This is a genomic window from Bacillus cereus group sp. MYBK95-2 (assembly GCF_051915225.1).
Taxonomy (GTDB): Bacteria; Bacillota; Bacilli; order Bacillales; family Bacillaceae_G; genus Bacillus_A; species Bacillus_A cereus.
In genome coordinates this window covers 60,606-82,232 of sequence record NZ_JBQAEH010000003.1, presented here as the reverse complement: position 1 = coordinate 82,232, position 21,627 = coordinate 60,606, and the positions used below count along the sequence as shown (strand labels likewise).

The following is a 21,627-nucleotide window of genomic DNA, read 5'->3' as shown; positions in this document are numbered from 1 at the left end:
AGGAGAGGAATCTCTCCTCTCCCTAACTCATTTAGAATGATGTGGCATTAAAGACTTTAGACCTTTGCCAATCATCGTTCACAAATACAGAATCTCTAACTATGTTGCTACTAGCAGGTAATAACATTGCCCCCATTCCAGTTGGCCCCTTAACATACTCGATACCATCAGCTGTCGGCAATTCTTTTTCAGCTAATACTGTTTTTAATGGCTCAGAATATAGATAATGCTCTTGTTCGTTTAGATAGTAGTAACCTTTCTGAATTTCAGGATGCCAATTCTTGCTTGGATCTTTTCCATTCAAGGTACCTACCAAGAACTTCTTACCGTCAATATCTTGGACACTTGTTTCTACCCACAAGTCATTATCCTCTATAATGTAACTAATATTCTTATAAATCCCATCATATCCTTCAAAAGTTTGAGGTGTAGGAAGCTCTAGCTTAAAGTCTTCCGTTGGTGTACAGACCCCATCAAATACTTTCACTTCAGGTGAACGCCATACAATGTCTGTCCCCACCTTTTCAAAATAAGTTGTATCTAGATGAACTTTCACACTATCTACTTCACGACGTTTATAAACAACAACGTACTCTTCCCCTGGTGCAGGCTCTAATACTCCTGCCTGAGATGGAGACCAATCAATATAATTACTCTTTAATTTGAAGTCACCTGTTTTTAAAGTGTCGTTCCAAATGTGATATGTTACACTTCCGTTTTTTTTCTTACAAGAGACAATCTCGATAACCTCACTTAAAGGCAGTGGATCCATTCCATTAGCATCTGAACCTCTTACCATTTCAGCTGTAAGAAGTTCAGATGTTCTGTATGTAACTTCAAGAGGAAGATGTTTTCCATTCCAATCGATAGGAACAAAAGATTCATCAATTCTAACTCCATCCTTCTTATGAACAGAATCTTCAATAATAGAAATCTTATAAGGCATCGCATCTTCAAATTCTGCTTCAGGAGCTAATGCTGGCAGAATAATATTTGGAGGTATAATAATTGTATTACCTACTTTTAATTCCTCAATTGAATTATTAGCTGCCCTCAAATCCTGTACGTATATATCATATTTAGAAGCAATACTTTCCCATGTGTCACCATTTGCTACTACATATTCACGATTAAAATCCGAAAGAGTTGAAAGATTAAATTGTGTACGAACAAACTCCCCGCGGATATCATTGGCATTAATTATACCTGTATAAATCTTTTCTTCTGATGCCCAATCTACATACCCTCTTGGAGGAGTGTTCGGAACCTTGATACTTATTGGTTCACTTGAAAAGTCTGTAACGTTTAAGCCATGATTTTTATCATAAACTGAGTTATGACTAGATTTCTGTGTATAAACTGTACCGTTCTTAAATAATAGAGAAACATCGTCGTTCTTGGATGTGTTCGGAATTGTGATAAGCTGATCCTTTACCAATGTTGTATCTTCATTCAGCAGAATGTCCTTATTGCTTCCTTTAATTGCATTTACCGTCGTGTTATACATTTCAGCTACATCTTTTAATGTTTGTCCATTAACGACTTTGTGTACTTCGTTTGGCCATCCATTTTTAATGTAATAACGGTACTTAAGATTCGGCAATAAAAATGGTGTAAATGTAGAATCTAACTCTCTTTCGTAAGGTCTTAGATATTGAACCTTCCCTGCACCATATTGATAATGCATAAGGACTCCTGTTTTATCTCCAAATTCCAATTTCCTTTGTATAGCTTTTGCGATTACTTCATCAGATGCAGATGTAGATTTACCAGTTCTAGACCCTTTATTCTCCTCTGATTTAAGGTACAGCATAACATCCGAAGGTCTTCTTGTTTGGTCTGTAAGCTCATATTTTTGCTGAGCAGCAGTAATTTGTTGCTGATTAAATGGAATTTGATTTGAGATACTAGGATATTTGAATGGATAGTCACTAATTTTCTGAAGTGATTTTCTACCTGTACTTAAACCATCTACAGCAGATACATCTTTATTAATTATATTGACTACCTCTTTGTATAAAATATTTTGGTAAACATCTATAAGATCAACTACAGGTGTTCCCCTTGCTGAAGAACGTGTCATTTCTACAGTTAAGAAATATGGTTGAGGGGAGAACTTAATCGCTCGATCTTTTACATTCATTGGATTATCAATTACTTGAAGAAGGTTTCGAGGATCCTTCTGATTTGTTCTTGTTTTAGAGAAAATATAAGTTATCTTGGTATTACTTGCATCCTTCGGAGAGAATGCTTGTGTATCCCAACTTAATAGCGCAGTTGTCTTACTAAAATCGAACTTACTTCCTTCATTAATTGGGCCTAACGTTACACTATGGTTTGTGGCCCCACGTTTTAACCGAAGACGCTTTGTGTTTTGACGATAAGGTGCTGTTATTGGACCCCAGAATATGTTGTCTCGACTAGAAGAAGAACGAATATTCATTTCAGTACCAGCTGGTTGCCTCTGAATAAAACGTATCTTATCTACATGCTTGAATGACTTTCCAACACTAGTTGCCACCTGTGTCATATCAATTTTAACGGTGTAATCACCATTTTGGTCATATAATCCACTATCTTCCGAACGTAACTCAACCCTATCAATAATAGGGGAAGTTGCATTATCTGAAGATAATAAAATTATTTTTCCTTGAACGTAACGAACGTTTTTGTAAAGCGTTACGCTCTGTCCTGTAGATAAATAATTCTGCCCTTGAATAAGTTTTTTGTTTAAAGTAATTGGCTCCCATTTCGACCATGTAGTTTTATTAGCAGAGGTACGAATTTCAATATTGAAATCACTTGTTCTTAATTTACCTCCAACAATGATTGCATCTGCTGTCGTATCAATTGCTTGGATAACTACCTTATAATCACCAAAACCGTAAGAATCAAAAGCGATTTTATCTACTTTATTTGGATTTGTTAGGGATAATGTATTGATTGACTTTGTTTGCTTCTCTACCCATTGGTATGCTTCTGCTACCAATTCTTCTTTATATAGCTTTGCTTCGATGTTCTGAGTACCCACATTTTGAAGGCGCACATGCACTTCTAAGTTATCACCTGTAGCTACAAATTCTACAGGTGTATTAGCATTTCTTGTTTTAATATCTTTTCCTGATACCGTCCATTTCGTTGAATCAATCCGTGTAAATTCCCTGCTGGTTGCTGCGTAAAACGTAGAAGGTAATTGTGCTTGGATTTTTGCATCAATATGATAGCTAAAAGGTTCTTGAGCATCAAATTCTTCTGTTAGATAATCTCCATAAAATGCTTTTAGTCGTCCATACAATGAACTAGAATAAAAGTTTCTTTGGTACTGTGCCAATCTGTGTCACCACCTTAAAAAAATGAGGGGGAGATTTCTCTCTCCCTATCGATATTTTACGTAAAATTGGAATGTGTAAGCGTCAAAACGCATGTAGGAATATGGCCCATACTCTGCTTCAGGATGATAGAATGCAATTCCTTTTATCCACCCGTCACGTAAGCCTTCGCCAAATGACTTATTAAGAGAGATCCAATGAGACTCTCCTCGATTAAAGTCTATTCTTTCTATCTTTTGATGATTAAATAAATTGGGTCCATTTTTTGCTGAAGGGAGATCCCATTTACCTGCATAATTGTGTGCCCATACATGAAGGAAGCGTCCATCTTGACCATATCCATGATCTGTGTTTCTTCTACGAATATAAAACTGAACATCTAAGATTTCTTTCCCCTGTAATTTTTGTCTCCAGTCGTTGTGATCAAGGAAGAACAAGCATTTATTATTGCCCCATCTTGTTCCTTTTTTAACATAAAGACCATCCTGCTCTTTGTTTCGAAGCTCTATCCATTCTCCATGAAACACTTCTCGGTCATCGTATTCATTACGCCATTCAGATGGATTTCTTACAACTCTACCGCTCTGCATTAAAATAACATAATTTGTACGCCATGTTCTACTTCCTACACCCTTTTGGTACTTCTCTAGAATTGGTCTTGGTTGTGTTTTACCACTAACAGTAGCCCAAGGTGATGCGCCCGCTCGGTTTACAGCTCTTACCTTTTCAACATATGTTGTATCTGGATTTAACCATTCATGAGGTGAGTCCAAGTTGTTTGTTCTTTGTATAGTTGGGTTTGCCCACCACGTAGGTAAGTACTCATAATACTCAGCAGTAGGAACAGCATCCCAAACGAAATTCAGTTCATGTTGTGAAGACCACGCCATACGAGGTTTTGGAGCTGCGGGCGGTTTTAACGGATCAATTTTTATATAATCTAAAATCCAAAACCAATCACTTACATGTCCATTTTTATCAAATACACGAACAGCATAATGGTAAACACCATCTACATTGCCTGTTACATTATGAACATAAGCTGTATTTGGACCATTGTAAATGTCGTAGTAAGACTGGGTGATCCACTGATTTGATAAATCGTATTGTTGAACACGTAGGTTATAACTTGCTACACCAAGGGGAACATTATCCACTTTGTAGGTTTTGTAGTAAGGCACTGATTGCTCTTTTCTTTTATCTACTGCAGAAACTCGTAAAACATAACGTGTTTCTTTTGAGGAAGAAAGATGCACAAAGTTAATGTGATCCATTGGGATATTAATTTTTCTTCCGAATGATTCTACATCTTCTACTCGATAAAATAATGTATGAGTACAAGTCTTATCAGTGAAACCAACCTCTAGCTCAATCTTGTAATACGAAACATCTTCTGATAGCTCATTTAAAAAGTTAACCGTACATGTACCTGGTTTAAGATCTGAGGGCTGCCAGTTAACATCAACAGATAAGTCCTCTTTACCATTATTGTACGCCCTTCCACTTTTTACATAAAGCGGCTCAAGACCTCCAAATGTTAAGTACACATTACTTGGTTCTCTTGGTGGAATTCTAATAAGACGGTCAAAGATTGTATATATCTTATGAATGTCTTGAGCCCCTAGGCCATCTTCAATAAGTCTTTGAATTTCATCTCCATATGTATCTTCTTTTTTTGCAATTAACCACAGGATACTTTCGAGGTTTTCAAAATCGGTACGACTAGGAACCGTTTCACGAGTAAATAAAGCCAAAGCCTTTTCTAATGCATCGTTTTCTTCTATAGAATCTATTACATAATCCTCTAATACTGAGGCAGCATTTTCTCTAATCTCCTCAAAGTATTGACGAGTCCCGATGTATTCATATGCGTCTGGTCCATCTCGCCATACAAGTCCATCCTGTAAAAATACAGGTCCAAATTTAAATCTTTTTCTTCCACTAAAAGCAGTGGAGTCGTTAGCAGCTGTTACTTTTACTTCCCATTCATAAGTCTGCTCTAGGTCAAGAACAACGTGATGAGATGTTATGTCTACTTGTTGATCTGTTCCTGTAGAGAAGGTAATAAGGGCTTTGTTAGAGCCCGTTTTATATACCTTTACTTCTGCATTTTTCTGATAATCACCAGAATTTTCTTTAATGAATGTCCATGAAAAAATGAGTGAGGAAGGAACGTCTGGAGAAACGATGGAGTTAAAATTAGGAGATAATCCTTCTGGTCGTTTTGCCATTTGTATAACATCCTTTCTTAGCGATCAAATACCGCTGGGTGAACTGGTTCAACAATCGCATAATCAAAACGAACTTTTACAGAAGATGTTGTAGCTAGTTTTCTAACACGTAGTTTTGTAGAACCGTCATGATTGAAGATCAAGTAGAATGTTTTATACTGTCCACTTGTATCAAAGTCTGTTCCGTTTAAAGTAGCTTTGTTAATAACTTGGTTTGTCTTTGAGTTAACTGCAGAAATCTCAACAACCGCATTAGAAGGAAGACTACTTGTTGATAATCTTACAATCGCAACATAACGACCATAATGCATTCCATCTAATGGAGCATTTAACAGGTCTGAAGCAGCAGTAGCACCACTTTCAATTGCTTTGTTTAATAATGTTTTTGAGTCAGCAACTGCAGTGTTACCAGTTGAAGATGCATCATTTGAATCAAACTCTCTTGTCCATCGAGTGTTTGTCTTCCCTAATACTTTCAACTCTGCATTTTGTGCAATTGTCCCACCTGTTGTTTCAGAAATCTTGTCGTTAATCGCATCAGCTACTCTCGTATTTGAAGTTGATTCTACGTAGATGTCAGAACCGGTGATTCCCGTAGCAGTCTTTGTTAAATCAACGTTTGCCTTCGGAAGTTTACCCTGTACTTCTTGTGTAAGCATAATCTTCTCTGGCATACCAGGGATTCCTGAAGTGCTACCTAAGTGACGATGTTGCTGAATTGTAGGATTTGTAGGTTTGTCCTTATCAAACTTCCATACTGGTCCACCGTATCGTTTATCGAACTCAGCATACCAGTCATGAGTTTCAAGTGCATCTATACGAGACTTAACGGTAGAAGTTCGTTTAAGGTTTAGTAGCACGTTTGGGTCTGTAATAGGTTTTCCGTTTACATCCTTTGGTGCAGCTGGCATTTGAGCTAATTCTCCTAGCATACGCTGTACTGCCATTACAGCATCTTGTAGAGAGTTTACATGCTCAGCCATATTATAATCTTTAAGGTTTGTCCATCGTTGCAGGTTGGGGTTCGATTTAGAACCACTTCGCTCGTCGAATAATTCTGGGAAACGAGTAAGAACTAAATCTGGGTAAACATTATTCCCAACTGCGTTTTGTACTGAGCCAGTTTCAGCCATATTTTATCCACTCCTTGTTAATTTGGTAGATTAAGAGATAAAGAACCTTTTCGGTTAACTCTTACTGATATACCTTGTGATCCTCTTGAGAATGATCCCTCTGTATCTATAACGGCAGAGAATGAACCTTTACCAAGAGTTACAGAACCGCTGCCTACTTCTACATCAGCTAACGTCGTTTGGGTCATTGTATTATTTAGAGTAAAGTCTTCATCTGTTGTTAATTTGTAAGACTGAGGCGTATCATTCTGATCGGTCCAATCCACTATAAGCTCTTCTAAAACAGGTGTCACTGTTCTATCAGCAGTTTTCATATCTACATGAATTTTAATTTGTGGCTCCTCATTATTATGAAGAGCATCTTCCCCGGTAACGATTTCCATACCAGGGGACGTATTGTCGCTAAATGTATAACCATAACGATTGTCCCAAGTGATATGAGTTTGATATAGGAATTCACGTAAAGCTACTAATACGTAATGAAGCGGAATAATTTCAGAAGCCATTACTGTATATTTATAATTCTCTAAATCATACTCATCATTTGGTATTTTTCCTTTAGCAACTATCTTGTATTTGAATTGGATTTCTGGGTGATTCTCTTCAATTTGTTCCTCTGTTCCATGTAGTCCAACATAAGCTTTGAATTCTCGAACAGAAGACTCTTCTTTTGGAGCAGTTACTAATAAATCGTCACCGCTACCAATACCTGATTGTACTTCGTTATCTTTCCATGAAGCAGAGAAACCATCCCAGATATGAGGTAGATAATGAAACCCCATATTGTTTTCTTCAATACTACGCCAATAAGCTTCTCCCCAGTTCATATGATCCCAAGAGAAACCTAGATTGCTATTAATCTGATTTACGTATTGGATATATGTTTGAGAAGGTGTCCCATCTGTATTCATAAGTTTTGTTTGAACATACTTATCATCAGATAGCGAGCCTAATTCAACTTGAGATTTATCAATGCCAAGTTCTCTACTAATACCATTAATAAGCCCTTTCTTTGTTGCTCCACCAGGATTCTTAAAGACATCTAAGATACGATTCTTAAAGTCTTCGTTTCTTTCACCTGGTAATCTAGAAATACCTAACAACATACCAAACTCGTCAAATACGTTCCAGATATGATGAAGCATATATTCATAATGAAGAGTATCTCCTACCTCAATTGCATCGAATGGTTTGAAGATATTATCCTTCATATAGTAATCCATTACTTTGATATACACATAACCTTCTATAGTATCAATCATGTAGGAGTTGTCGTCACTTTCAAAAAATATTCGCAAAGTATCAACTGGCATACAATCTCTTTTTACACCATCAATAACTAAACGAACGTGAAGATCTGGTGTTTCAACATCCACAACGTCACGAGTAGCAAGCGGAATCTTATAACAGTAATCGGCTGTTTGTAAGTTTGCTGTACCGATGTACATGTTGTTCCAAGCTTGCTCTATGTAACGTTCAATCTCTGATAATTCAACACCAAATGCATCTAAAAATAAGGCCCCTATCGATTTCGGATCTTTGGCCATCTTCATCCATTGAGGAAGCATGGACATCATACTCGTTGTATGTTTGTTTAACAATGTGCCACCTACTTTCTATGCTACGTTAATTTTTCTTAAGAAGTATCGTTCTTCTAATGAAGGTTCCACATTCTTAATGTAGTACTCTTTTTCACCGACAATAAGTTTTTTAAATTCCATATCAAGAATTTGTTCGCTTGTTTCCATTACACGTTGAATAATTTCATTGATAATAATTGGAGAACCCATGTTTAATTGTTTCATGTATGCTCCAACATTTTGAACTACTTTATTGCGGATATGTTGTCTTTCAAGAGAAGTTGTTTTTGAGTGGAAAATTAAGTTGAGAGTAATGTCCACGGGGTTGTATTCACTTGTTTTTACTTCTACATTCATGCCATAAGCAGCTACTTCAGATATAACGCTTTCTACACGAGTTAATAAATCGTTTTCAATCGGATAAACTTGAGGAGTAACATAACATGTAAACGAGCCTGTTCCTCTTGTAAATCTTTTAAACTGAGCATCAGCAACACCATCAATTCGTAGTGTTTTTAATCGTATGGAAATTAAATTTGCACTCTGTTCAACAGATACTTGATTAGAGATTCTTGCACGATAGTTATCGTCTGTTTCATCTCCATCACGAGTACAGTTTAACAGTTCACCAATAAGGTCCAGATATCCGCCTGTTGATGTTGAAATAAAACCCATCTTAGTAATTAAATCTAATTCATCGTAGAACGGACTAAATTCTTCTATCATTACTTCTGCAAACATTCGAGCAATCGATCCTGGACTTGCTTCAGTAATTCCACCTTCAGTTCGAAGTCGAGTCAAAACCGCTTCGAGCATTTCATCCTTTGATTTTCTCATTAACTGTTCACCTCATATTCTGATAATAAACCATGTTCTAAATTAAATAGAACTGGTATAACTAAATCTGCTATTTTTCTTCTAACAGTAATATAGAAGAGTATTTCGCTCGAATTAACAGGGACGGGTCTAACATTTAGATCACTAGGAAGTAGAAACTTGTCGCGAGTTAAACTTTTTTCAATTAGGGACTTTCCTAAGTCTCCTGTTTCTCTTGTGTTAGGAAGACCAATTAATTCCGATAAATCAGCCCCTATCTCCCGATGTATAAACCAGTCCGGATTGTCTGTTCTTAATCTATTGAGTATTACTTGCTTCTCGCTTAAGTAAGATACTTGTAATGGAATATCCCTTATTAATAATCCTTCTGAGCTATCTGTTGAGATATTTCCTACTGAATCGATATAGAGTAATTCATCAAAGTCATTGTAACTAGGAGAACCAAGCTCTAAATCCCCTTCAGGTGAAAAACGAAAATCCACTTTCATTTGTTATCCTCCTCTCTTTATTCTTGAAGTTTCTATTCCTAGATCTTCAATCATAGATGTAACTTTCGCATCGTAATAATGTTTTCTCTTTTGCTCTTGGAACAAAGGAACATTGATGTCGGATTGTCCATCTTCTAGTGTAGAAATCATTGAAGCTTTTGGAATATTTCTCTTCTCTCCTACCTTATCACCATAATATAAATAAGGATTTAGGTTATGATTATTCCAAATGAATCCATATGGTTTTGTATGCATTCTCATTTCCTTTGTAGCAAAATGAATACTGTCACCATAAAAGATGATTGTATTATCTTTCGCATCCAAACGAATGCCAGTATCCTCATTAACAAACATTTCGATTGAGCCGTCATCACAGAGCTTAAAGGTTGAACCTGTCACTGGGTGTTTTAATGCAATTTCATCTTCGCTAATAAATTGCCAGTTCTCTAATTCCTTTTCTAAACTCTTGGCCTTAAAGTTAACAAGTTCATTTTGTAATACTTGGCGCCAATAAGGATAATGAATATCTTTGTCTCCATCTCCATATGTTTTATTTATATATGCTTCATTCATTGGAATCCTCCTTTCTAAAAAACACGGGATTGTCTAATTGTTCTTCCACCATATGGACTAAGATAATTTTCTTCGCTGTGATTTGATTTATATACTGTAGAAATATAAGGTGATTCCTTAGATTTATTTTTAAAGGAAATTGAAACTCTATCACCGTTTTTAACAGCTTGTGTAAATACACCGTCTCCATCTTTAGGTAAAGATACTTCTTTCATTGTTCGTAAAGCATGACTGTTTTCATCTGAGTAGACTACTTCACAGGTTAGTTTTGTGTAATCTACTTGAATTACATAACCTTCAATGGTTCCTTGTAGTCTATTTAAAGACGGTACAACTACTTTACTATAAATAGACTGATGGATTTGACTATTAAAGTTCATTGAATCACCTTCTCTTTAATACTTTCTTGAGTTATGAAATCATCTTTCATAGGTTTATAGATTGATTTGTGCATATTCTCATAGGCTACATAGAATTAATACGGATTTTTTATTTTCCTTTCTTCATTATGATAGATAAATAATTTGTCATAATTCTCACTAATAGCAATGAATGGATTTCCATAGTCAATCATGTTCAGCTATTATACTGTTCAATTTCCTCTTAATTTTCATGCTGTCACCCACTTTCCTGGTCCCCCATAAATAGGAACTCCATCGTACATAATGTCCTTTCCTTTTGGCGCAATGTCTATATGAATAAAACCCTTTTTGTTTTTGAAATCTCCACCAATCGCAATCGACCTCAAACCTAATTGCCATGCACAGTCTGCAATTTCCCTTACCTCTTCAATACTTCTAACAAGAATGTCAACTGCACAACCTGCTTCATGGGGTGAAAGTTGACCAGGGTTACTAAAGCGAAAACCACTAATAACTTCAAAATAAGGCTTTTTGGTTTTCAAAAGCAAGCTTTCAAACAACCTTTTTGCATCTGGTGAATAAAGATTTCCTTCATGACCATCGTATTTGTCACTATGAATAAATCTTTCCTTATTTAAGGAAACCATCTTTTCATACTTGGTAGTTCGGGCCCAACCAATACGATTAAGAAGAAAGTACTCTCTTGTGATGTCACTTTTCTTAAGAGAATCTCCTATGAATTGAACTGGTAGGTACGGGAAAGAACTTCTGTACGTCTGATCAATTAGTTTTTCTTCTTCCGATAATTCTGCTCCATCCTTCTCATAAAGAGCATGCATTGGTCTTTCATTACCTTCTTCTTTCTCATCCGCTTTTGCTGAGAAGCTAGCCTTAGGTGCAATAGATTTTACTTGAATAGCTGAAGCGCTGCCTCGAATATCAACATAGTCTTCAGGGTTCTTTGTAGTTCCTCTTCTGTTATTAACAAAGTCTGTACAAACCTCAAAGTGTAAATGGACACCTGTTGACTGCCCCTGCATACCCATATTGGCAATATGTTGTCCTCTTTTTACTGTATCACCGGTTTTTACTTTTAATGTATTAGGAGGCATGTGACCATAAATCGTATATAAGTCATCCTTATGCTTAATAACTATCCAAGTACCAAATCCACCTACTCCACTTCTAGCTTGAAGAACAACTCCATCACCTGCAGAAAGTATCTTACAGTTGGTATCTCCAGGTGTGTTTGGAGCTAAATCCACTCCATTATGATTTGTTCCCCAACGTGCTCCCATAACAGAAGTGAATCTATATGATTTTGGTTCTGCGGGAACGCCTAGTTCACCCGAACCTGTGAAGTTACCAACTCCTCCATCAGGTTCTTTTACGGCGTTACCTTGGTCTTCAGGCTTTTTACTATCATCGGAAGTTTCTTCTACTTCTTCCTCTTCATCATCAGTTTTAGGAAGTTCAAATTTAGCAAGATACTCTTTTCTTTTTTGATACTCTTCCTTACCTGCTTTAATTTTCTTCTTATATGATTCGAGATTATAGGTTTCTTTGTTTGTAGCCATAACTAAACTCACCCGCCCTTAATGTACCTGGTCCCTGATAAAGTGGTAGATTATCATATCCCCAAGCTGATTCAGGACCAATATCAACATGAACAAACTTAGGACCAACCGCAATAGCTCGGAATCCTGTTAACCATGCAGTATCAGCTATATAAATTGCTTCTTCTGTTGAATCAGTATATATGTCCATAGAAATACCAATAGAATGAGAAGACTCTCCATCAGAAGGATCAAACCCTCTAGCTATTCTTAAGATTTTGTATCCAAGTCGATCTTTAAGAAGACGGAAAGCTTGTCTTGCTTCACTTGTGTAGAAATTCTCTTGAGGACCATTTAGATGAATAAACTCATGTGGAGGTAATGGGGAGTAATTTTTCTTCATGTCATAACTGGATGACAGTTTAAAGTCTTCCACATAGTTTGACCTTGGGTACTTTGGAGCAATAATTCTGTTCTCTTTTAATTGTGCAGTAGGGATACTTATCTTAACTGCAAAACTTCTAGCGTGTGCTAATTCATCTTCTGTTGGTGGTAGCTTGACTGGTGTATCCATGAAATCTTCTCTTATCGGATCTTGAGAAAGGTCACAGCCTGCTGCATAATTCGCTTCAATATATGAATCTGATACAGGTACTGATTGAGCAGAAAATGCACTTACTTTTGCCTTGCCTGTAACTAGATTCATAAACCATGTTTTATCTACTCCAGTACCAGGACAACTCTTCGGTTCTTTACCATTAATTAACCCTTCACGGTGAAACTTCACACCATTTGGTCTGCCAGCAAAATACTTGGCGATAGCAACAGCTGATTCCAACTGTTTACCTTGCAAAACATCCGCACCTTTATCAAAGTTTCCAATCATTTCATACATTGCTGGATGATTATCAGCTGTACCATTATAATTTTTTGCACTACATGGTACGGATGAAATATTGCGTCCAAGAATTACTTGTCCATCTACACCGATAGTAAAGTGTTGCGCGATATCATCCCAGCCATTTGTTTGTGTATGGAATCTTCTCATATTGTCATTTAATGTTGCTAATGACACACCTTTAGCCTTTGTATGGTCTGGGTCCCAAGTATGGTGGACATAGATTCCATTAATCATCGTTGTATCTACAGTATCCAAAAATTTAACTGCTTCTGCACCGCTTGCAAATGTTTTTCCATACTCCCATTTACCACCTGTACCTTTACCACCAGCAGAAGATGAACTTCCTCCCCCGCCGCCAGATAAAACGTCCAGAGTTAAAATTGTATCTGTATATGCGTCTCTTCCAAAACCTTTATACATCTCAGCTACCTGGTTCGCATAAACATAGCCACCGCCTAAAAGCTTATCACCTGCGTTATCAGGTACACTAAAACCGTTATATAACCAAGAAACCCCATGAACGTTTTGCTTTAGTTCAAACCCTCGACTTTTAAAGCGTGAATATCTGTCCGCAGCCCTAGAGATAACACCTCCAGCATAATTATGTTTTTCTTTAAGAATCATGCAACCTACATAGATATTGTAGATTTCGTCAGTACATGCTTTGCCGAAGTCTAAACCGAGTTCACCAGTGATATTTTTTTCCGTCTGCATCAAGCCAACGCAGTTCCAAGGATTTGGTGTTGAACTGTGTTCTCCACCAGATTCCGTTGCCATAATTACTTTAACCATAAGAGGGTTGACGCCAGCTTTTGCTGCTTGTTCTTTAATATGCTGATTCCATTGATCAGTACCAGCTATTTTACCTTTAAGTCCATTTTGGTATACTCCTCCGTTTAGGAGTTTGTCGGTGTAAACATCTGGTCCAGTGTACTGAGCAACCGTAGGCAATTCTCCATTGAAGTTTACTGAACCGCCACCACCTGATGCTGCAACTTCTCCGCCTCCATCTTTAGGCTTGTCTTTTTTCTTTTTAAGTGAGAAACCCTCTAGAAACTTCTTACGTTCCGCATATACTTCTTTCGCTGCTTTTATTTTCTTTATATACAATTCGATATTATATGTTTGTTTGTCTTTTTGTGCCATATAGCTATTCCTCCTTATTTTGATAAACTAACCATTTATTTTGATTTTCGCTATAGTTAACACAGAAAAAGAAGAGGCTATGCCTCTTCTTTCGTTATATTATTGCTCTTTCTTAGCTAACTTATTAAGTTGATGAGCTTTCTCAGTTTTTGCATATACACCTTCTTCTCCCCCCGAACCGGTAAAGAAGTTAGCAATTTCTATAAATGCGTTACCGAAGAACTCTGCATCCCCATCGTCATGGAATAATGTTGCATTGAACATATTATCGTATCGACCTGGTGCATCACCATAAATCATCCCTGCATGGTTATTAATACCTGCTGTTAATTCTTTCCCTCTATAAGTTAATGGCATTGCGACAACACATTGAAGGTTTTCCTTAAAACGGCGATAGTGTTCAAACAGCATTTCTGTACCAATCCATATGCCTGCATTAACAATGAATCCGACTGGCGTGAAGGAAGCTGCTCCCCGAATCATACCTAATGCTCCTTTACCAATCTTGGCTATATCATCAGAGCTTGATAAAACTTTTGCAAAAGCATTTCCTGATTGCAATATAGCTTTTTTACTTGTGTTTTTAAGAAACCCTACTTTACTTGAATTTTTGCCTGAAGTTTTTTGCAGTTTTTGGGCTACCTCTTCAAAGTCTTGTACTAGTTGCTTATGCAGATTTGAAACATCTCCATCCCCTTGTGCGATAATGCTATCCATGGTTTTTAGGATTTTATCCATATCCCCGCCAGTATTAGCCATGCTCACTGTATGTCTTAGTCCCTTTGTAGATACCCATTTTCCTACATCCGCAGGGATTCCTTTAGATTTAGTAATCCATTTAGCCAAGTTTCTTCCAGCTTTATTAGTAGCTGCACGTATTGCAGCTGTAGCAGCTAATGACTGAGCAAAACTCGTGTACCACTTACTCATTTCAAGCATTACTTGATCATCGTTTACAACCAAGAGGTCTGGTTCTATAGAAGTAACGAATCCTGTTTCCATACTAAAGTGATGTGTTACTGATTTGATTAACGCATTTCCTTGAAGGTCGTTAATCTCATCATTGATGTGCATCATGTCATGAGGTTTCGCGGTAGGATCTCCCAATACTAGTAGATTTCCTTTATACATATCTTTCATACTATCTCTAAGAGTAGAATGTCCGAAGTATGTAGCCATTACTTCTGAAGTATAGAAGTCTGCAAACTTTGCTACAATGTCTGCTTCTACTACTCTTGTTTTCTGCTTGTCAAAACGAATATCAGCATCTGCATACAACACCGGTGTTTGTTTTCCATCATAGTTTACGATAACATTTGTGAAAATATTATCCTCACTAGCTTTAATATTATTTTCTATAATATCATAAGCCGACATGTAGAACTTGTTTTGCATGTATGGGCGTCTTGGTTGCCCTGTAAGATATCTTGACCATGTTTTCTGTATAGGGTCAAACTCATATCGAGAATCGTACTCGAATGCACAACGCCAGTACGGTTTACCGAAGAATAGTGTCGATCGTAATTCAAACGGATGAACAGCTGCTATATAGTCCGGAGTTGAATAGGTAATCGTTTGTATAATATCCCAAACTGTGTTGTTGTAGAATTTAACAACTACATTGTCTGCATCTCCTGGATTAAAGATTTTAAACTTATTTTCCCATAGACGTTTCCAGCTAAAATCTTCGAAAATATTATTTCGTTCTCCGTTAGGGTGCAACCATTCCGAAAATGTAGGAGTCCCATTTGAAGAGTAGATATTTTGAGCAACTTCTCCATATTCATCATTAAACCAAATTAGATTACCCATGGGTTTTGAATCCTTTGAACTGTTAACGTCAAATGGTTGGCCAAAATGCATAATCCCTAGAGGGTTGTCTTTGAATAACCGCTCATCTACTACACCGTTCATGAAGTCTTTAAACCAACTTCCTTTTGAACTCATAAGACTACAAATTAGGTCTCGTGGTTCAGTTACACTGAAGATTCCATCGTTGTCATCATCAGGGTCACCAGATACTACGTTTCCTAATTCAACTCCATCACCTTGAGCAATGATTTCAATTACATCACCAATCTCAAGTTCTGAAATCGTACCATTAAAAACAATTGGTAATGCACTAGCTGTTGCACCATACCCCATTCTCAAATGGATACGCGCTCCTGTTTCTAGGAAAAGATTCTTATGAATTTCGTTTTCCTTTTTCTCAATTAAATCTTGAGGAATATCATTCCAGATATAGTTGTCCCACCATTTTAACTGACGGTCTACATAGTCAACATCAGTACGACGAGTTGTTAAGTTCGAATAAACATTAGTCATAGAAATTACTGCTGTATCTGCAGCTACCTTACGAGAACGATGAACGTCTATACTTTGAATAGCATTGAATCCGTACATATTATCCCAGAATTTGTACTTACCAAAGTAATCACCTTCATGGATGATAAACATCTGGAATCCTGGAAATGCACGAAGCATTCTTCCACGTTGATCATGATATCTTAAATCATAGAACATTTCTTCATACAGCACGCGTGGATCAACATCATTATACAAGCGCAGGTCTGTAGACTCTGTTGAGGCTTTAGCAGTCTCATCAACTTGATGAATTATTTCATAAAGCTTTGCACCTTTTTCGAAGATTTTTTGTGAATACTCGTATCCATTCTTATCTTTTTTACTCCCAGCGATTTTGTCTGTAACTTTATCGACGAACTTTCCAACAGCGCCCCTTGTAGCAAGGTTAGCTAGATTATACTTCCCAACAAAGTCTGCAGCTTTTTCAATCCAGCCATCTGTTTTACTTAATTCATACAGCATTTTTAAATGCTTCTCATAAATCGAGTATAGTGAATTTTTATCCATTGTTTCTAGATGTTTTTTCATGACCTTCTTGATATTTTTCTTATCAGAATCAACTTTTAAGTTGTTTGCTTTTAATACCTCTAAATCATAGTATTCAAGCTCTAAGAGTTGATCCACATAGTCATCTTTATTCCCGTCACCCATCGTAACGCCCTCATCTAGAGTTAATCCTGCATATCCTTTATAGACATCCTTATTGTAACCACTAAATGTATTAAATGGCTTAGTCGCATAATGGTTGAACCGGTTCATAACACCACTTGCAAAACTATTGTCTTCGATATCCTTAGAAAATTTAATTTTAGCATCAGGCTTTTCATACAAGGCAAACATTCCATCCCAAGGACGACAATAAGCTTCATAGTTCTCACGATCCTTATCTAACTTATCTAGCTTCTCGTAGTGTTCCGCAAGTTGCTTAACTGCTGTCTGTAAATTGTATCTCCAGTTGTACATTAAGCGTTTTACTTCATCAACCTTCATATCAGCTGAAGAAACGTCTACTTGCGCTAAACCTACACGTCCAGCCTTACTTACAGTAGGTTTTTTCCCTTTGAAATGCTTCCACTGACTTGTTTTATCAAGGAATGCTTTCATAAGTGTCATGAATCGTTCTTTTGTGATTTTTGATTCTGTTTTAGCGAAGTCCATATAATCCATATCATTCGGTTGTTTAGGCTCTTTAATGACTTCTTTCTTAATTAAATCACTAATCGCAGTAGTATCTGGACCTCTTAACTTACTTCTTCTTACTTTAAAACTTGCATAATAAATATCTTCCGCAGGCTGATAAGAGACTATCTTTTTAGTTTTGTCCGCCTCTTTTAAATCCCCTCTACACCCTTCAATGAATGTAGGGGCTGAATAATATTTCTTAAAGTACTTATCAACTAGACTGTTCAGTTCTTGGTAGATAAGTGCTTCATCACCACTAGGTTTTTGAGATATCGTGCCATAGTCATTTCCTCCGTCAGGGAACAGTGTTTTCCATTCTTCCATAGTTGGGAAAGTTTCATAAGCAAATTTATCATCTTTTTTCTCTGTTAGAAACTTTTGAACATCTGCATTCTTTACAGATACAGTACCTCCTTGATCAGCCATGACAGGGCCTGCCGATGTATTTGGAGCGTCAGATTTCTTAGCATCTTCCTTTTTACCCCAATCAAACTTCCAGCCAAGAGGTCCTACACCTTCAGTTTTTTCTAATTCCTTAAGCTTTGCCCAGTCTGCTTCAGTTGTATCAAATAGCTTGTCTGATTGATTACTTGTGAAAGCAGCTACACCTGTAGCATCAAACATGTTTAACTGATGATTTCCCATGTATGACTCTTCGATTACCTGTCTTAATGTGCTACCTGTAGAGAAATAAAAGTCAGGATCAAGATATGTCCCAGACGTTATGTTGGGATACTCTGTTACTCCTGCATCCATCTTTGGTAATACGGCATTAAGTTGGGCATAAGTCGGAAGTTCCATATCAGGATATACTTCCAGTTTGTGAAGTCTAGCTTCAATCATACGGTCATTCATAAATGCTATCTTGTTAACCTTCAATTTCTCAAGATCCATTTGCTTACTGTTACCAGGTAATGCAGTTAATTCTTCATGTTGACGTTGTGTTTTATCAAACCCAATACCTTGTAGCATGATTTGGTATCTTCCCGGGAAGTTAGGAATTGTGTTTACAGAAATACTTTCGAACATTACAAATCGAATACCAAATAATTGAGAAAGATCATTTTCAATACCAATAAATCCATTTGTAATACCTTGATTATATGTCTTAGCGTAGTAATCGGAAGTCGCAATAAGATTGTTAAAATCTCTTGCACCATCTTCATCTACTTCTAAAAGTAAATCAATGTAGGGATCTCCACCGCCCATATATTGAAGAGTTGCAGCTTCACTAGATTGAATATGAGAAACGCTAAACTCATTTGAGAAACGAGCATTGATAGAGATTGGGATAACCTTCCCAGAGATAGGGTACTCTTTCATTGGAATCATGCGCTCACTAGCTTCAATGACTTTCATATATTCATCAAATTCGCCTTTATATTTAGCTACTTCTTCTTCCATTTTCTTAGCGCCTTCTGCAATTTTTTTAAGTGCTTCGATTGCAGTATCGTTAGCCGGAATACGGAATGTTTCTTTCTCATAAAACTCCTTGAATTTATTTTCAAGTATTTTTTGGCTACCTGCATCTTTTAATCTTTTTAAAATAATAAGACCATCTTTTTCTTTTCCACGATATTGTTTTTTATCATAATCCACAGGAGGGTCTTCATCATAACGATTATTAAATGACTCTAAAAAGTTCCAATCAAACCGGATTTTGTAGAATAAACGAGACTCATAAGGGAGAAAGATTTCCTTATGCATTAAGATAGTGTTTACATCCTTATATTTATTATCATATATATTAGAAAATAGTTCGCCTGCCTCCACAATAGCATTTTCTGCTTCCTCTTTTTTAATTTTGTACTTGTCTCTAATTAATCCTTGAATACTTGTAGATGCTTTATCTAGTCCTGGCTTACTAAAGTAGTCAATGATTGTGTGTTTTTTGATTTTAGAATCTTTATAACGATAATACTGATCCAAGATTTCTTTAACAACAGATGCATCTTCTTTTCTATTTTTGTAATCCCTATCCTTTGTCTCTAATTCGACTTTTCTTTGTTCTGGAGAATCTGCATTCTTCATGTAATCAATAGCGTGCTTTCGTGTAGCCAGGAACGTTTCGTCAGCAAGAGTGAATTTGATGTCACTTTTAATTGGGCCTTCTAATCCTTTAAAGAAACGATATTTATCCCCACGATCCGCTAAAGATTGATTGTAGTACCATCTTAGCATTGGGTAATTTATTGAGTCATTTAACGTACTATGATTCATTAAGTATGCCTCTGAATTAAATTCAACAAGCGTTAACTTGGCAGTTAAAGACTCTGGGAAATTAGGAACTGTAGTTACTTCGATATTCATTAAAGCTACGTCACAAATACCTAGCACGTTATTAATGTAATAGTTATCAACTGGAAGAAACGGTGCTTTAGCGAATTGTGCCAGTAATGGTCTAAGTCCATCCACATAAAAATGTTGAGTTTTTTCCCCTTTTCCGTATTCTTTCTTCCAAGGATATTTCTTACCATTAACTGATTCAAGATCGTGGAAATAAAGATCCATACTTAACGTGGTAAGCGATTGGCCGTTGTTAACTATTACAGAGGATTTTGTACGAAGTGTTTTTATTTTGGAGATATTCGAAGTTTTGTTTACCTCAATAGAAGTAGGTGGGATTGTAAGTATTACATCACCAATCCTAACTTTGGAATGTCTTTTTAAATCTTCGATTGAATTTATGCCCTCTGTAAAGACCGTCAATCTATCGTCATAAGGACTGAAAAAATCTAAAGCGTTGTATGCAGGGCCTGTTGTTCCTTTTATATTTGTCGTTTCAGGATTGATATCTTCATTATAGGGTTCACCAATATCAGGAGTACTCTCTTCATCATTTGAGCCTGCTGACGGAGCACCAATACCTGTATCAAATGCTTTTAATTTTAATTCAGTAATCCAGTTTAAGGGATTAAGAACTGTTAAGGTATTTGCAAACTCAAATGGGAAAATACCAAGAGGAACATGAGTGAACTGATTAGAGTATTTTACTAAAAGAGACTTGTTTACATGTACAAATGGCTTTCCATTTTCAACATTGTCAAATACGATATCTGCACTTCTTTCATTTGTTGCATATACATCCGCAATGTAGCGATTAGATTTCCCGTCCTTTTTAGGTGCCTCTCCTCTTTTTTGACGATCAAAGTGAACAACAACAAGTGGCTTTTGAATTGCGTTCCACCCTAAGATTTGCTCGTTGTATTCATGGGCCTCTTTTCCGATTGCATACATATCCTGCATGGTAATACCGTATGTTTTTCCTAACTTAGTATTTTTAGAGTCTTTGCTGGATTCCACCCCCGACTGTAATGTTTCTGGTGTTTCTACACCATTATATCGAACTGTGACTATTTGTTCTGTTTTTAAGTGATTAGATAAAAAATTAGACACCTTCAGTAGTTTCACATCAATCGTATCACCGTCTGTAACTTTCTCTACTCTACCAACCGCGATGTAGTCTGAAGAAGTAATTGTTTCATTGTGTTCTTCCATTGCATTAAAGATTGTATTGTTTTTTTCTGTCTTTTGCTGCGCTAATTCTAAGGGATTAGAAAGCACTTCTTTTTCGTAGTAGAAACGAGCACTTGATAATAGTCTATGAGAATTGTAACCACAATCCAGATAAACAATTTGGTCACGCATCTTTGTGACTTCCATCTCCCTATTATTCTCGATTGAATAGAAACTAATATCTACAGGATAACGAGATACTTTCTTTTCCACCTCTCCAAGGAACATGTTAAACCTTGGACTAGTTGCCACATTCCCTTTACCACCTCCTACATGAATAAATGTGTAGTTTTCATTTATGTATATACCAACACGCCAAGGCGCATTTCTTCTAACTCTTGTTAGAGAGGTAATTAATATTTTTTCTTTCAATCTGGTCACCTCTTTTTCTGTATTAAAACAAATGAGAGCTAACAAAATGTTAACTCT

General features: G+C 36.6%; 11 protein-coding genes. All 11 read right to left on the bottom strand.

Annotated features, from left to right (window positions below; translation table 11 throughout):
• Positions 1–31: 31 nt before the first annotated feature.
• On the bottom strand, positions 32–3,331 hold the full coding sequence (locus tag ACTFN4_RS11865; protein WP_439962332.1) for a LysM peptidoglycan-binding domain-containing protein: 3,300 nt from the start codon (positions 3,329–3,331) through the stop codon (positions 32–34).
• Positions 3,332–3,376: 45 nt separating this feature from the next.
• A complete protein-coding gene (locus ACTFN4_RS11860) occupies positions 3,377–5,560 on the bottom strand; it encodes a hypothetical protein (protein WP_439962330.1) in 2,184 nt (727 codons plus the stop codon).
• A gap of 17 nt (positions 5,561–5,577) precedes the next feature.
• Complete coding sequence (locus ACTFN4_RS11855; RefSeq protein WP_086692469.1) at positions 5,578–6,693, bottom strand: hypothetical protein; 1,116 nt, start codon at positions 6,691–6,693, stop codon at positions 5,578–5,580.
• A gap of 17 nt (positions 6,694–6,710) precedes the next feature.
• The gene (locus ACTFN4_RS11850; protein ID WP_439962329.1) at positions 6,711–8,294 is read right to left on the bottom strand and encodes a hypothetical protein; all 1,584 of its coding nucleotides are present in this window, start codon (positions 8,292–8,294) and stop codon (positions 6,711–6,713) included.
• 15 nt (positions 8,295–8,309) lie between these two features.
• The gene (locus ACTFN4_RS11845) at positions 8,310–9,110 is read right to left on the bottom strand and encodes a baseplate J/gp47 family protein (protein ID WP_439962328.1); all 801 of its coding nucleotides are present in this window, start codon (positions 9,108–9,110) and stop codon (positions 8,310–8,312) included.
• A complete protein-coding gene (locus ACTFN4_RS11840) occupies positions 9,110–9,598 on the bottom strand; it encodes a hypothetical protein (RefSeq protein WP_000861690.1) in 489 nt (162 codons plus the stop codon). Before ACTFN4_RS11840 ends, ACTFN4_RS11845 begins: the two co-directional genes overlap by 1 nt.
• A 3-nt stretch (positions 9,599–9,601) precedes the next feature.
• A complete protein-coding gene (locus tag ACTFN4_RS11835) occupies positions 9,602–10,171 on the bottom strand; it encodes a hypothetical protein (protein ID WP_001001211.1) in 570 nt (189 codons plus the stop codon).
• Positions 10,172–10,185: 14 nt separating this feature from the next.
• Positions 10,186–10,551 (bottom strand): hypothetical protein, encoded by a 366-nt coding sequence (locus tag ACTFN4_RS11830; RefSeq protein WP_001010565.1) that lies wholly within the window; start codon positions 10,549–10,551, stop codon positions 10,186–10,188.
• Between the two features lie 230 nt (positions 10,552–10,781).
• Entirely contained in the window at positions 10,782–12,110 is a 1,329-nt protein-coding gene (locus tag ACTFN4_RS11825) for a M23 family metallopeptidase (protein ID WP_323654236.1), read from the bottom strand.
• Positions 12,085–14,136, bottom strand: a complete 2,052-nt coding sequence (locus ACTFN4_RS11820; protein ID WP_025966523.1) for a peptidoglycan recognition protein family protein — start codon at positions 14,134–14,136, stop codon at positions 12,085–12,087. The genes ACTFN4_RS11825 and ACTFN4_RS11820 overlap by 26 nt, the downstream gene beginning before the upstream one ends.
• Positions 14,137–14,235: 99 nt before the next feature.
• Positions 14,236–21,570: a nuclease gene (locus ACTFN4_RS11815; protein ID WP_439962327.1), complete on the bottom strand. Its 7,335-nt coding sequence runs from the start codon at positions 21,568–21,570 to the stop codon at positions 14,236–14,238.
• Positions 21,571–21,627 lie beyond the last annotated feature (57 nt).

What these genes read in the sequence shown, in the direction of transcription:
- ACTFN4_RS11860 (WP_439962330.1), bottom strand. Translation starts at nt 5,560, where the DNA reads ATGGCAAAACGACCAGAAGGATTATCTCCTAATTTTAACTCCATCGTT.
- ACTFN4_RS11855 (WP_086692469.1), bottom strand. Translation starts at nt 6,693, where the DNA reads ATGGCTGAAACTGGCTCAGTACAAAACGCAGTTGGGAATAATGTTTAC.
- ACTFN4_RS11835 (WP_001001211.1), bottom strand. Translation starts at nt 10,171, where the DNA reads ATGAATGAAGCATATATAAATAAAACATATGGAGATGGAGACAAAGAT.
- ACTFN4_RS11830 (WP_001010565.1), bottom strand. Translation starts at nt 10,551, where the DNA reads ATGAACTTTAATAGTCAAATCCATCAGTCTATTTATAGTAAAGTAGTT.
- ACTFN4_RS11825 (WP_323654236.1), bottom strand. Translation starts at nt 12,110, where the DNA reads ATGGCTACAAACAAAGAAACCTATAATCTCGAATCATATAAGAAGAAA.
- ACTFN4_RS11820 (WP_025966523.1), bottom strand. Translation starts at nt 14,136, where the DNA reads ATGGCACAAAAAGACAAACAAACATATAATATCGAATTGTATATAAAG.
- ACTFN4_RS11845 (WP_439962328.1), bottom strand. Translation starts at nt 9,110, where the DNA reads ATGAGAAAATCAAAGGATGAAATGCTCGAAGCGGTTTTGACTCGACTT.
- ACTFN4_RS11840 (WP_000861690.1), bottom strand. Translation starts at nt 9,598, where the DNA reads ATGAAAGTGGATTTTCGTTTTTCACCTGAAGGGGATTTAGAGCTTGGT.